This window comes from Brachyspira murdochii DSM 12563 (assembly GCF_000092845.1).
In the GTDB taxonomy this organism is placed as follows: domain Bacteria; phylum Spirochaetota; class Brachyspiria; order Brachyspirales; family Brachyspiraceae; genus Brachyspira; species Brachyspira murdochii.
The window spans coordinates 3,181,482-3,195,052 of record NC_014150.1 but is presented as its reverse complement, the minus strand read 5'-3'; the positions used below and the strand labels follow the sequence as shown (position 1 = coordinate 3,195,052).

Genomic DNA, 13,571 nt, shown 5'->3' with positions numbered 1-13,571 from the left:
CTTGACTGTATTTTTTTTCATTGTATTATAATGCTTATATTGTTAGGCAGAAAGTATTATGAACATTATAAATATAGAAGAGATATTAAATAATTGTCAGGAAGTTATAAAATATGAGTTTAGAAATAAATCATATCTTTTAGAGGCTATTACCCATAGAACTTATGCCAATGAATCTAAAAAGAAGATGAAATACAATCAAAGGCTTGAGTTTTTGGGAGACTCTGTTCTTTCTCTTATTATATCAGATTATTTGTTTAAAAAATACAATACAAGCAAAGAAGGCTTGCTTTCCAAAGTAAAATCATCTTTGGTTTCTCAGAAAAGTTTAGCTGATATTTCAAAAGAATTAAAACTTGGAGATTTTATTCTTTTAGGACATGGAGAAGAGGTTTCCGGGGGACGCTATAGAGATAATATGCTTGAAGATTTATTTGAGGCAATAGTAGGTGCTATATATTTGGATTCTGGTATTAATAATGCTGCCCAATTCGTTATGAAAGCATATAAAAACAGACTTAATAATCTCGATATAGAAAACTTTGATAAAGACTATAAAACTATATTTCAGGAACTTATACAAAAAAAACATAAAACAAGCCCAGTATATAAATCTTATGAATACCATGATGAAAATAATCATGAGATGTTTAAATCAGAAGTTTATGTTAATGATAAAAACTTTTCTTCTGGAATAGGAAAAAGCAAAAAAGAAGCAGAAACTGAAGCTGCTAAAAAAGCGTTAGAAAATATAGAAAGAGTAAGCAGAACAATAAAGAAAAATAAACAAAATAAGTAATAATATAATTTTAATAAAAATACAATATAAGGAAAACATATGAATAAAATTATGATAGCTCCTTCAATACTTACAGCATCTTTCTCAAATTTAGAAAATACCATAAAAGAACTTGAAGAAGCTGGAAGCGATTATCTTCATTTGGATATAATGGATGGAGTATTTGTTCCGCAAATTACATTCGGTGCCAAAATAGTTTCTGATATAAAAAAAGCAAGCCGTATTCCGCTTGATGTTCATCTTATGATAGTAAATCCAGAAAAACATATCGATGATTTTGCTAAAGCTGGTGCTGATATTATAAGTGTACATTATGAAGGCAATATTCATATTCACAGACTTATTTATCAAATAAAAGCACATAATATAAAAGCAGGTATAGTATTAAATCCTCATACAAGAGTTGATTTTATAGAGCCTATTATAGATGATATTGATTATATACTTATAATGAGTGTAAATCCGGGATTTGGCGGACAAAAGTTTATAGAATCATCTGTAAAAAAAATAAAAGAGGCTAAAAAATTAATTGGTAATAGAGATATAGTTCTTGCAGTAGATGGAGGAATTAATCTTAATACATGCAATATGGTAATTGAAGCAGGAGCAAATTTTCTTGTGGCAGGAAGTGCTATAATTGACAGTGATAATAAAAAAGATACTATTAATAAACTTAGGATAAACAAATAATTTAAATAATTATTATTCAAGAATTATTTTATACAGATATTTATATTTAATATATTATTATAAATTTTATGATAATTTATAAAAATATTATTTTTTTCACATTATAACTTGACATCATATTTTTATATAGTATAATAACAAATACTGCATGCAAATATAAAGAGGTATAAATATGACTGAATTAACTGATAAACAAAGAGATATTTTTAATTTTTTACAAAGATTTACAAATGAAAACGGATATCCCCCAACAGTAAAAGAAATTATGGTTCATTTTAACTTTGCTTCTCCAACAGCAGTAACAACACATCTTACAGCTTTGGAAAAAAAGGGGTACGTAAAAAAAACTGGTAAAAGAGCAAGAGGAAGTGTACCTATAGATACATCAGAAAAAGGCAATCATAATATGGTAAGAATACCGCTTTTATCAAATGAAGTTAAAGCAGGTCTTTTAATGGACGTAGCTGATGAAACTGTAGAAGAAACATACTCTCTTCCAAAATCAATAGCTCAAGATGAAGGTAATTTCCTTATGAAAGTTATAGGCGATTCTATGATAAATGCCCATATAAAAGAAGGCGATATGGTGCTAGTACACCCTACTAATCAGGCTGATAACGGAGATATAGTAGTAGCAAAAATTGATGATAACGGAAATGAAGAGATAACAATTAAAAGATTTTTCAGAGAAAAAGATCATATAAAACTTATATCAGAAAATAAAAATTATCAGCCTATAATAAAAGAAAGTGTTGCTTTAGTTGGAAAAGTTGTAGGACTTATAAGGTTAAAAGTATGATTATATATCTTATTAAAAAGAGGGCTTTATAGTCCCTCTTTTTTATTTCATAATAATTATATATAATGATATAAAATCAATTATCTATAATTTGTAAACTGCAAAGGTATAGGATAATCTTTACCTTTAAGCATAGTTATTACAGACTGCAAATCATCTTTTTTAGCACCAGACACCCTTACCTGCTCATCTTGTATGCTTGCCTGTACTTTTAATTTCATATCTTTAATATCTTTTACTATCTGTTTAGCCAAATCTTTATCTATACCATGCACTATTTCATTAATCTCTCTAACTGCATCTCCTGCTGCTTTTTCTTTTTTCTTCTCTCTAAGGCATTTTTGATTTAAGCCTCTTTTAATAAATTTCTGAAATAAAATATCTTTTACCTGATTAAGTACAAAATCTGCAGGGGCTACTATAGTAATAGTTTTTTCTCCTTTATTAAGTTCTATTTGTATATTTTGTCCTTTAAAATCAAATCTATTATCTATTTCTTTGGCAGCAACATTAACGCAGTCATCAATAACCTGCATATCAACCTCAGAAACTATATCAAAACTTGGATCTTTTGCCATAATTAACTCCTTTGTAAATTTGTAAATTTAATTTTTCTATTATTATTTATTACTCAGCATTTTTTTATAAAGTTTAGTATATTCCAAAGCACATTTATGAATAGAATAATCCTTACTCATAGCATTAACTACTAATCTATCCCATATATCTCTCTTATTATAATATAAATCAAAAGCTAAATCCATAGTGCGTACAAAACTTTTAATACAATATTCATTAAACACAAACCCAGTTGCCTTATTAATATTTTTTGTCCCATTATAATTTATAACAGTATCTTTAAGCCCTCCAACAGCATGCACTATGGGAATACTTCCATATTTCATACTATATATCTGATTAAGTCCGCAAGGCTCAAATCTGCTTGGCATCAAATACATATCGCTTCCTGCTGTAAGCCTATGTGCTAATGATTCATCAAATGTAAACAGCACCTTTATATTTTTTGCTCTGACAGATCTTTCTATAAAATCTTCTTCAAAATCTTTAAAATAATTATTCTTGCTGAAAAGAAAAATAAAATTAGCATCATAAGCTGAAAGTTCAAAAAAAGACTGATATATCAAATCAAGCCCTTTCTGAGGATCAAACCTAGAAATCATAGTTACAAGAGGACAAGATTTATTAACAAAACCAAACTCTTTATATAATGAACTTCTTATAAGTTTTTTCTTAGAAACAGTATTTATATCATAATTATTTTTTATATATTTATCTGTTTTAGGGTCCCAATCTTTATAATGACCGCCATTAAGTATACCGTATAATTTTGAAGATAAATCTGAAAGCAAATTATTAAGTCCGCATCCGAACTCTTCACCCTGTATCTCCTTAGCATATGACGGACTTACAGTTGTAACGATATCAGACAGTATAATTCCAGCCTTTATAAAACTAACATTACCATAAAACTCTAATCTGCTATGTACAAAAAACTTCCAAGAAACATTTAAAAGACTATAAATATCAACAGAAAAATTACCCTGATATGCCAAATTATGTATAGTAAAAATTACTTTTAATTTTTTTAATGCTTCCTCTTCATTAAATACTTCTTTTATGTATAAAGCTATTAAAGCAGTCTGCCAATCATGAATATGTACTATATCAAGCCTAAAATTTTCTTTTTCGTATAAATATATTATAAGTTTAACTGCCGCCTTTGAAAACAATATAAATCTGCCTGCATTATCATTATAATCAATACCATTTTCTGAATAAATACCATTTCTCTTAAATGAATTATCTTCTTTTATAAAATAAACATTTATATTATTATTATTTGGGTGTTTAATTCTAGCAATATCAACTTTAACTATATTTTTACCATGTTCTATTTCTAATGTAGTTAATATATCTTTTTTATTTATAAGTTTATAATTTTGTTTATATAATGGCACAACCATAGAAGCATTAATATTTGAAGAGGTAGTCTTTCCAGTATTTATGGAAGAAAGCTCCAAAGGCAGACTTCCTGCAATATCACCCAGCCCTCCTGTTTTAGAAAATGGGTAGGCTTCACTGGATACCATAAATATATTCATAATATAATTCCATATAAGAAAAAAGTTTTACTACAATATAGTTATATATCTTTTACGCCTAAAAATCAAGCTATTTATTTGTATAATATGGTACAGAAAATAAAATATATTTTTTACTATAAAATTTAAAAAATTGTTTTATTTTCTATATAAGAAATATAAAAATGGGATTAAATTATGAAACTTTTTAAAGAAATTATCAAAGGATATAAAGTATCAAAAGAAAAGCAATTAACTAAAGAATGTTTAAATATAGAAATAAGAGGCATAGCATATAATTCTAAATTAATAAAAAATAAATATATTTTTGTAGCTATAAAGGGATTAAAAGATGACGGACATAAATATATAGAAAGTGCCATTAACAATAAAGCGGCTATCATAATATATGATAATTCAGCTGATAAAAACTTTATAAAAGAATTAGAAGATAAACACACATATGTATATTTTATAGCAGTAAAAAATCCAAGAGAATGTTTAGCTTATATTTCGGCAAAGTTTTTTGATGAGCCTACTAAAAAGATTAACACTATAGCAATCACTGGTACTAACGGAAAAACAACTACAACATATTTATTGAAATCAGTACTTGAAGCAAATAAAAATAAAACTGCTTTAATAGGTACAATTAAAAATATGATAGGAAAAACAGAAATAAAAACTAACCTCACAACTCCAGAATCTATTGACTTAGAGAATATATTTGATAAGGCATTAAAAAAAGAAGTGTCTCATATAGTTATGGAAGCATCATCTCAGGCACTTGCGATGGACAGATGCGATTATTTAAATTATGATACAGCTATTTTTACCAATATCACAGAAGACCATCTTGATTATCATGGAGATATGCAAAATTATCTTAAAGCAAAATTAAAATTATTCTCACTTCTAAAAGAAAGCTCTAAAAATAAAAAATTAGCAATAGTTAATATAGATACTGATAACTTTAAGCAAATATCAAATTACATAAAAAAACTTGGCATAAAAATGGTTACTTACGGACTTAATGAAAAAGCTGATTATTACGGAAAAATAATTTCTCTTAATTCAAAAAACACAGAATATGAGTTTTATTCTAAGGGTAAGTTTATATCAAAAGTAAAATTATCAATGCTTGGAAGATTTAATATTTTAAACTCTTTATCAGTATTAGCTTATGTTTCTGAATATAAACTAGACATAGAAAAATCAATTAAAGCTATGAGAAAGGTTCAGGTGGCTGGAAGATTTGAAATAGTAACAAAAGAAAAACACCCATTTATTGCTGCTGTTGATTATTCCCATACTCCAGACAGCTTAGAAAATATATTAAAAGAGGCTAGAAAATTAAATCCCAAACGAGTAATAGTCGTATTTGGATGCGGCGGAGACAGAGACAGAAAAAAACGTCCTATAATGGCAAGCATTGCAGAAAAATATTCGGATATATCTATACTCACTGCTGACAATCAAAGAACAGAAGATATTAATCAAATAATGAATGATATTGAAAAAGGATTTAAAAATAAAGATTATAAAAAAATTATAGACAGAAAAGAAGCAATATTTGAAGCTATAAAAGAAGCAAAAGAAAATGATATAGTTATAATAGCAGGCAAAGGTCATGAAACTTATCAGATATTTCCAGATAAAACAATACATTTTGATGACAGAGAAATAGCAAGAGAGGCTTTAAAAAAACGTTATAAAAATATTTAATTAATATACTAGTCTCAAAACTGATAAGTGTTTACCCTGTTTTATTTCTTAGTATTTTTTATAATTGAAACTTTTAGATTTTCAAAGATTACTTTATGATTGTATTATGAGAAAAAGAAGCAAAAATATTGCTATTTTGTAAATTAAATTTCTAATTTATAGCGTATGTGAAATATTTTTATGTTTTTTGAAAATTAATAATAGTATAAATATATTAATTAGATTTTTTGATAAGTATATTTTATAATATTTTCAAGACTATATTATTAATAAATAAAAGTATGAGATGTTCTTTATAATCAATAACTATGAATATATAGCTACATCATAATTATAAATATCTGAAGGCATTTTATTAATTTATATTTAGTATATGAATAAATAGCCTTTATTTTAAAAAATAAAAACTATATAAAACTGATATATACTTTTTATCAATTTTAATATAAAATAGATAAAATAAAAAACTAATAGGATATATAAATAATGGAACTTTTAGCACCAGCTGGAAATAAAGAAAAATTAGAAGTAGCATATCATTACGGAGCAGATGCAGCATATATAGGCGGAGCATTATTTAATTTAAGACATCAAAGTAAAAATACAACTATAGAAGAGCTTTCTGAATGCAGAAATCTTGCAAAAAAATTAAATAAAAAAATGTATTTAACTTTAAATGCTTTTTTGCATGAATATGATAAAGATAATTTAAAAGAATATTTAAAAGAAATTCAAAATTTAAATATAGATGCTTTTATAGTTTCAGATTTAGGAGTATTAGGAATAGTTAAAGAAATAATACCAAATGCTAATATTCATATAAGTACTCAGGCTTCTGTAACTAACAGCTATTCCTGCAAAATGTATGAAACATTAGGAGCAAGCAGAATAATACTTGCAAGAGAATTATCATTAGATGAGATAAAAGAAATCAGAGATAATACCGACTTGGAATTAGAAACTTTTGTACATGGGGCAGTATGTATGTCTTATTCTGGAAGATGTTTATTATCAAACTTCCTAAATAACAGAGATGCAAATAGCGGAGAATGCTCACAGGTTTGCAGATGGAATTTCAAAACATATATAGAAGAAAAAACAAGACCCGGAGAGTTTATGGAAATAGAAGAAGGAGAAAATCATTCTACAATACTAAGCAGCAAAGATTTGCAGATGGCGGAGTATTTGCATTTACTTCAAAAAGCAGGTATTGATTCCATAAAGATAGAAGGAAGAATGAAAAGCGTATATTATGTTGCTAACACTGTAAGGGTTTATAGAGTATTATTAGATTTGCTTGACAGAATAGGATACGATTCTTATCCTGAAGCAATAAAAAAAGAACCTATTGCAAGCTATTTAAAAGAACTTGATACTATAAGCAGAAGAGAAAGCGATACTGGTTTTTATTTCGGAAGAGATAATATTAAGCCTACATTAAAAGGATATTTGAAAGGCAGAAGACTTATGGGTATGATTTCTGATGACAGTGAAGAATATGCTAAAATTACAGTATACAACACTATAAAAAATGGAGATAATTTAGTATACATAGGCAAAGATTTTATTAATCATAATGATAACCGCTTCAAACTATTTATAAAAACAGAAGATAATGAGTTTGTAGAAGTTGATAACATTAGAAATATAGACAATGCTTATATAAAATCAGGGGCACATAATTTCAAAAAATATGATATTATAACTATAGAAGAAGATTAAGAGAATATTAAAAAATATGGTACTTGGTGTAGATTTCGGACGCAAAAAGACTGGCACTGCTTTTATGGATATGAATATAAAAATCCCTTTTCCTTTGCTTCTTATAGAAGAAAGCAATGCAAAAAAAGTTAAGCGTGCTTTGATGGACATAATAGAAGAAAAAAATATTGATACTGTTGTATTCGGGCTTCCTTTATCTGATGAAGGTAAAGAAAGTGAATGGTGCTCTGAAATAAGACGTTTTTCAGACTTTCTTCTAAAAAGTGTAAAAGTGAATGTTGTTTTTGTTGATGAATACGGCACTTCAAAAGAAGCCGATTATATATTGAGAGGCAGAAAAAAGAATGTTAAAAAAAAAGCTAATGATTTAATAGCTGCTGCTTTAATATTAGAAAATTATTTAAACGTTTTAAATATGAATAATAAAAATGATAACGTATAATTATTTACTATTTTTATAATTAAATAGTTATATATTATAAGTTTTCAAAATATAATAAAAAGGTAATAAAATATGAATCAAAATATAACTAAAAAATATATAACATTATCATCTATAATAGCAGTATTAATAATAATATTAATAGCTGTAATTCTATTAAAAAATAAAGGTTACTCCTTACCTACCCTAAAAGCAATAAATTCAAATATATCCGAAATTATTATAAATAGAGGAGCTAATGAAGCTATATCAATAAAATATAATGATAATAAATGGACTGTTAATGATAAATATAATGCTGACAATTCACTTATAGAAGCTATGACAAATGCATTAAATATCATTCAGCCTGTAGAGATAGTTTCTAGGGGTGATGATGAAGCTATATTAAAATATAAATTATCTGATGATGAAGTATTATCAGTTGAAGCATTTGACAGTTCTTCAAAAAATGTAAGAAATATAAAGTTTGGTATGAAATCTGCATTCGGAAATAGCGTATATGCTAAAATAAATAATGATAAAAATATATATCTTCTTGGAAATACATCTTCTAATCCTAAAGATATTTTTGATAAAAATGAAAATGACTTGATAAATAAAACTATTTCAAAAATCAAAAATGATGATATAGAAAATATAACTATAGAATATAATAACAATGCATATACTTTAGAAAAACCTAAAGATAATACGAACAATGTATGGATTAAAACATGGAATAATACAGAAGTAAAAGCCAATGATGTTTATACAAGCATATTTACATTAGCTAATTTAAATGCTGACGGCTTAATAACTAATGAAAATATAAATAAAAATGATGCACTATATAAAATAAATATAAAAACTTCTGACAACAATAATAAAACATATGAGATATTAAACAAACTAGATGACAATAATTATGAAATAGTTAAAAATAATGATAATAACCGATATTATATGACAGAAAGCTCATTTAATACTTTTATAGAGGCAATTAATAATATAACAAAATAATTATTAAAAGATATTCATAATAACGGCTTTGCATGTAAAAATGTGAAGCCTTATTTATATATAATTACATAGTGAAAGATTCACCCAAATATACTTTACGTGCCAATGGGTTATTAACTATCTCTTCAGGAGTACCTTTTACCAATATTTGACCATTACCCATAATATATGCTCTGTCTGTAATTCTCAAAGTTTCGCGTACATTGTGGTCGGTAATTAATATTCCCAAACCTTTATCTTTAAGAGAAGCTATAATATTTTGTATATCTATAACGGCAATAGGGTCAACTCCTGCAAAAGGCTCATCTAATAATATAAACTTTGGATTAACAGTGAGTGCCCTTGCTATCTCACATCTTCTTCTTTCTCCTCCTGAAAGAGTATATCCGTTTTGTTTTCTTACATGTGTAATATTAAACTCAGCAAGAAGCATATCAGTTATATCCATTCTATCCTTTGCAGATAATGCTTTATTATATTCAAGTATTGAAAGCAAATTATCTTCTACCGACATCTTGCGGAAAATAGACGCCTCCTGAGGAAGATATCCTATACCAAGTGTAGCTCTCTGATGCATATGAAGATTTGTAATATCTAAATCATTTAAATATACATTTCCTGCAGTAGCTTTAACAAACCCTACTGTAATATAAAAACTAGTAGTTTTACCAGCACCATTAGGTCCTAAAAGCCCTACAATCTCACCTTGTTTTACACTATAGGAAATATCTCCTATTATTTTTCTTTTACCATAATATTTTGTAAGATTAACAGCACGAATTTCATAAGGATTTGCTTTATCATAATTGAAGAAATTTTCCGCAGTTATTGGATTATCAGAGGGTATATTACTGACATCATCTTTTTTTTTGAAAATATTTAAAAATTTACCAAGCATACACCCTCTCTATTTTATTTTTTATTCTAAAATTATAAACTTACACTTGTACCATGTTTTTCAGCATCCAAATTACCAATGGCTTTATCAAATGTATATAAATTTCTGCCTTTTAAATCACCCAAGATTTTTATTTTATCAAGAATATCATTAAATAATTCCTGTTCTTCAAGCTGCTCTTGTATAAACCAATCTAAGAATCTTAAAGTAATATAATCTTTTTTATCAAAAGAATATCCTACAAGTTCATTTATGCATGAAGTAATATATTCTTCATGTTTAACTACAGTTTCAAATAAGTCTTCTACTGATTTAAAATCATTCTGAGGGGCATGCATTTCTCCGATAGTAGCTTGTCCTCCTACTTTATTAATAAAATCTCTAAACTTTTCAAAATGTTCTAGCTCTTCTCTGTAATGGCCGTATAAGAATTTACTGCAGCCTTTAAGTCCTTGTTTATCACACCAGCTAGCCATATTAAAATAAAGACTTGCTGAATACAATTCTTTATTTAATTGAACATTCAATGCTTTAATTGTTTCTTCATTATTGATTATAGACATAATAAAAACTCCTTTTTTTAATAAATATATATTTTATAACCTTTTTTATTTTATATTAATGTATTAATCTTTACAATACTTAAAATGAATGAAAGATTAGTAATATGTTTATATATTATAACATATTTTCTAAAAATATCATGTATTAATAACTTTTATAATATTATAAATTTATTTTTTATTAATAAAACACTTGCAGAAAAATAAAAAAAGTATATAATAAGTCGCGTAATAGAAAATCGAGTGGTTTATTTGATTGCTATTGCATCCATTTTGGTAAAATTATTTTGACCTTAACCTTCAAAAAAGGGGAAAAGAGGCCATACGGACAGCCGGGTCAAAAGCCGATTTGCGATTCAATCGTGTTAAATTATTTATAAGGAATAAACGTACTTGTGAATGATCAACATGAGCAGTAAAAGTATAAAATTACTGTATAGGCTCAAATAAACTAAAAAATAGTTAAAGATCTAATCAAGTACAATTATTTATCTTTATGTAAGGAAACTTATGTTAGAAAAATAATTGTATTTTTTTATATAAGATTTCCTTCTGCACAAGATGTGAGGAGGATTTTTATGCCAGACAAGATTAAGCTATATGGATTTAATAATCTTACAAAAAGTTTAAGTTTCAATATCTACGATGTCTGCTATGCCAAAACAGAACCAGAGCAAAGAAAATATATAGATTATATTGATGAGCAGTATAACTCTAAAAGATTAACAGAAATACTTTGCAATGTAACTGATTTAATAGGTGCTCATATACTAAACATATCAAAGCAGGATTATGATCCTCAAGGGGCAAGCGTAACTATATTAATATCAGAAGAACCTTTAAATGATACTGTGCTTGATGAAACCTGCAATAAAGGCAATATTTCATTTGTAGAAAAAGAAACAGTATGTGCACATTTGGACAAAAGCCATATAACAGTACATACATACCCAGAGTATCACCCAAATAAGAGCATATCATCATTCAGAGTTGATATTGATGTATCTACTTGCGGTAAAATATCACCTCTTAAAACACTTAACTATTTAATACAATGCTTTGATTCTGATATAATATCCATAGACTACAGAGTCAGAGGATTTACCCGTACAATAGACGGAAAAAAATGCTTTATAGATCATAAAATAACAAGTATACAGGATTATATAAGCGAAGAAATTCAAGAAAGATACGATGCTCATGACATAAATATATATAGTGCAAATATATTTCATACTATGATGATAATTAAAGAACTTAATCTCAGTAATTATCTCTTTGGAAAAGATGTTAATGAGTTTACCCCTAAAGAACGACTAAAAATATCTAATGATCTTCGTCAGGAAATGATAGAAATATATTCAGGAAGCAATGTATACGATAATGAATAGACAAGAGAGAACTCCTATTGTTGAAGCATTAAAACAATACAGAAAAAAAAGAATAGTAAGTTTCGATGTACCGGGACATAAGCAGGGAAAAAGCACCAAAGTTTTAATAGATGTACTCGGAGAAAAATGCGTTCAAATAGATTATAATTCATCAAAGCCTTTAGACAATGCTACTCATCCTATAGGAGTTATAAAAGAAGCTCAGGAATTAATGGCTGAAGCATTCAAAGCTAAAGAATCATTTTTCATGGTTGGAGGCACTACATCAGCTGTTCAGGCTATGATATTTACTGCCTGCAAATACGGAGATAAAATAATACTTCCTAGAAATGTGCATAAAAGTGCTATTAATGCTCTTGTCTTATGCGGTGCTGTGCCTATATATGTAAATCCGGGGGTTAATAAGGAATTGGGTATATCTTTGGGAATGTCTGTAGAAAATATAAAAAAAGCAATAGAGAAAAATCCTGATGCTAAGGCTATATTTGTTAATAACCCCACCTACTATGGAATATGCTCTGACTTAAAAAAAATAGTAGAATTAGCTCATAAAAACAACATGCTTGTCCTAGCAGATGAAGCACATGGCACACATTTTTATTTTGGAGATAATCTTCCAATAAGTGCTATGGAGGCAGGTGCCGATATGAGCTGTGTAAGTCTCCATAAAACAGGAGGCTCTCTCACTCAGTCATCGGCACTTTTAATAAATAATAATGTCAATGGTAATCATGTCAGGCAGATAATCAATCTTACTATGACTACAAGCCCAAGCTATATACTTATGAGCAGTTTGGACATAGCAAGAAGCGAATTGGCTATTAACGGTAAAGAAATTTTTAAAACAGTTATTAATATGGCAGACTATGCTAGAAAAGAAGTTAATAAAATAGGCGATTATTATGCATTCGGTGAAGAGATAATAAATAATGATGATATATATTCTTTTGATAATACAAAGCTATGCATACATACTAGAAAAATAGGTCTTGCTGGAATTGAAGTTTATGATAAATTGCGTGATGAATATAATATACAAATAGAGTTTGGAGATATAGGAAATGTTTTGGCTATAATATCAGTAGGCGACAGAAATCTTGAGCTTGAACGACTTATAGCAGCATTGGCTGAATTAAAAAGAAAGTATAAAAAAGACTATACTCATTTATTTGATCATGAATATATTAATCCGATAGTAAAATATAGCCCTCAAAAGGCATTTTATAGTAATAAGCATTCTGTAAAATTAGATAACTCAATAGGCAAAACTTCAGCAGAGTTTGTAATGGCATATCCTCCCGGTATACCTATAATAGCCCCGGGGGAAGAAATCACTCAAGAGATTATAACATATATAAAATATGCAAAAGAAAAAGGCTGTGTAATGCAAGGCACAGAAGATATAGAATTAAATAATATACAAGTAATGGAGGAATAA

13 protein-coding genes are annotated in these 13,571 nt (G+C 27.4%); 9 read left to right on the top strand and 4 right to left on the bottom strand.

The genetic code is table 11. The features are described from left to right. Positions 1–58: 58 nt before the first annotated feature. The 3 genes from rnc to lexA all read left to right on the top strand — a co-directional run bounded on the left by rnc (position 59) and on the right by lexA (position 2,288). Positions 59–799, top strand: a complete 741-nt coding sequence (gene rnc, locus BMUR_RS14050) for a ribonuclease III (RefSeq protein ID WP_013115210.1) — start codon at positions 59–61, stop codon at positions 797–799. A 39-nt stretch (positions 800–838) separates the two neighbouring features. Further along, a complete protein-coding gene (gene rpe / locus BMUR_RS14045) occupies positions 839–1,489 on the top strand; it encodes a ribulose-phosphate 3-epimerase (protein WP_013115209.1) in 651 nt (216 codons plus the stop codon). Positions 1,490–1,661: 172 nt separating this feature from the next. After that, complete coding sequence (gene lexA / locus BMUR_RS14040) at positions 1,662–2,288, top strand: transcriptional repressor LexA (RefSeq protein WP_013115208.1); 627 nt, start codon at positions 1,662–1,664, stop codon at positions 2,286–2,288. Between the two features lie 80 nt (positions 2,289–2,368). Here the strand turns inward: lexA and BMUR_RS14035 are convergent, their stop codons facing one another. Both BMUR_RS14035 and BMUR_RS14030 read right to left on the bottom strand, forming a co-directional pair. Then, positions 2,369–2,866: a YajQ family cyclic di-GMP-binding protein gene (locus BMUR_RS14035; protein WP_013115207.1), complete on the bottom strand. Its 498-nt coding sequence runs from the start codon at positions 2,864–2,866 to the stop codon at positions 2,369–2,371. Positions 2,867–2,908: 42 nt separating this feature from the next. Further along, positions 2,909–4,411 carry a glycogen synthase gene (locus BMUR_RS14030; RefSeq protein WP_013115206.1) on the bottom strand — a complete coding sequence of 501 codons (1,503 nt, stop codon included), beginning with the start codon at positions 4,409–4,411 and terminating at the stop codon, positions 2,909–2,911. 177 nt (positions 4,412–4,588) lie between these two features. On the opposite strand from BMUR_RS14030, the gene BMUR_RS14025 reads away from it, so the two are divergent. From BMUR_RS14025 to BMUR_RS14010, 4 genes are all read left to right on the top strand, one after another. Continuing rightward, complete coding sequence (locus BMUR_RS14025) at positions 4,589–6,115, top strand: UDP-N-acetylmuramoyl-L-alanyl-D-glutamate--2,6-diaminopimelate ligase (protein ID WP_013115205.1); 1,527 nt, start codon at positions 4,589–4,591, stop codon at positions 6,113–6,115. Positions 6,116–6,601: 486 nt separating this feature from the next. Beyond that, positions 6,602–7,837 (top strand): peptidase U32 family protein, encoded by a 1,236-nt coding sequence (locus tag BMUR_RS14020; protein WP_013115204.1) that lies wholly within the window; start codon positions 6,602–6,604, stop codon positions 7,835–7,837. A gap of 16 nt (positions 7,838–7,853) precedes the next feature. Continuing rightward, positions 7,854–8,279, top strand: a complete 426-nt coding sequence (gene ruvX, locus BMUR_RS14015) for a Holliday junction resolvase RuvX (RefSeq protein ID WP_013115203.1) — start codon at positions 7,854–7,856, stop codon at positions 8,277–8,279. Positions 8,280–8,351: 72 nt separating this feature from the next. Beyond that, positions 8,352–9,281, top strand: coding sequence for a DUF4340 domain-containing protein (locus BMUR_RS14010; protein ID WP_013115202.1), 930 nt, complete (start codon positions 8,352–8,354; stop codon positions 9,279–9,281). A gap of 64 nt (positions 9,282–9,345) precedes the next feature. On the opposite strand, the gene lptB is transcribed toward BMUR_RS14010, so the two are convergent. Together lptB and BMUR_RS14000 are read right to left on the bottom strand one after the other, a co-directional pair. Next, positions 9,346–10,179, bottom strand: a complete 834-nt coding sequence (gene lptB, locus BMUR_RS14005; RefSeq protein WP_013115201.1) for an LPS export ABC transporter ATP-binding protein — start codon at positions 10,177–10,179, stop codon at positions 9,346–9,348. A 32-nt stretch (positions 10,180–10,211) separates the two neighbouring features. Then, positions 10,212–10,742 carry a ferritin gene (locus BMUR_RS14000; protein ID WP_013115200.1) on the bottom strand — a complete coding sequence of 177 codons (531 nt, stop codon included), beginning with the start codon at positions 10,740–10,742 and terminating at the stop codon, positions 10,212–10,214. A gap of 578 nt (positions 10,743–11,320) precedes the next feature. Here BMUR_RS14000 and speD point away from each other — a divergent pair. Both speD and BMUR_RS13990 read left to right on the top strand, forming a co-directional pair. Further along, a complete protein-coding gene (gene speD, locus BMUR_RS13995) occupies positions 11,321–12,133 on the top strand; it encodes an adenosylmethionine decarboxylase (RefSeq protein WP_013115199.1) in 813 nt (270 codons plus the stop codon). Beyond that, a complete protein-coding gene (locus BMUR_RS13990; protein WP_222832568.1) occupies positions 12,126–13,571 on the top strand; it encodes an aminotransferase class I/II-fold pyridoxal phosphate-dependent enzyme in 1,446 nt (481 codons plus the stop codon). The genes speD and BMUR_RS13990 overlap by 8 nt, the downstream gene beginning before the upstream one ends.

Excerpts from the sequence above, each read along its gene's own strand:
- rnc (WP_013115210.1), top strand. The coding sequence starts at position 59 with ATGAACATTATAAATATAGAAGAGATATTAAATAATTGTCAGGAAGTT.
- rpe (WP_013115209.1), top strand. The coding sequence starts at position 839 with ATGAATAAAATTATGATAGCTCCTTCAATACTTACAGCATCTTTCTCA.
- lexA (WP_013115208.1), top strand. The coding sequence starts at position 1,662 with ATGACTGAATTAACTGATAAACAAAGAGATATTTTTAATTTTTTACAA.
- BMUR_RS14035 (WP_013115207.1), bottom strand. The coding sequence starts at position 2,866 with ATGGCAAAAGATCCAAGTTTTGATATAGTTTCTGAGGTTGATATGCAG.
- BMUR_RS14030 (WP_013115206.1), bottom strand. The coding sequence starts at position 4,411 with ATGAATATATTTATGGTATCCAGTGAAGCCTACCCATTTTCTAAAACA.
- BMUR_RS14025 (WP_013115205.1), top strand. The coding sequence starts at position 4,589 with ATGAAACTTTTTAAAGAAATTATCAAAGGATATAAAGTATCAAAAGAA.
- BMUR_RS14020 (WP_013115204.1), top strand. The coding sequence starts at position 6,602 with ATGGAACTTTTAGCACCAGCTGGAAATAAAGAAAAATTAGAAGTAGCA.
- ruvX (WP_013115203.1), top strand. The coding sequence starts at position 7,854 with ATGGTACTTGGTGTAGATTTCGGACGCAAAAAGACTGGCACTGCTTTT.
- BMUR_RS14010 (WP_013115202.1), top strand. The coding sequence starts at position 8,352 with ATGAATCAAAATATAACTAAAAAATATATAACATTATCATCTATAATA.
- lptB (WP_013115201.1), bottom strand. The coding sequence starts at position 10,179 with ATGCTTGGTAAATTTTTAAATATTTTCAAAAAAAAAGATGATGTCAGT.
- BMUR_RS14000 (WP_013115200.1), bottom strand. The coding sequence starts at position 10,742 with ATGTCTATAATCAATAATGAAGAAACAATTAAAGCATTGAATGTTCAA.
- speD (WP_013115199.1), top strand. The coding sequence starts at position 11,321 with ATGCCAGACAAGATTAAGCTATATGGATTTAATAATCTTACAAAAAGT.
- BMUR_RS13990 (WP_222832568.1), top strand. The coding sequence starts at position 12,126 with ATGAATAGACAAGAGAGAACTCCTATTGTTGAAGCATTAAAACAATAC.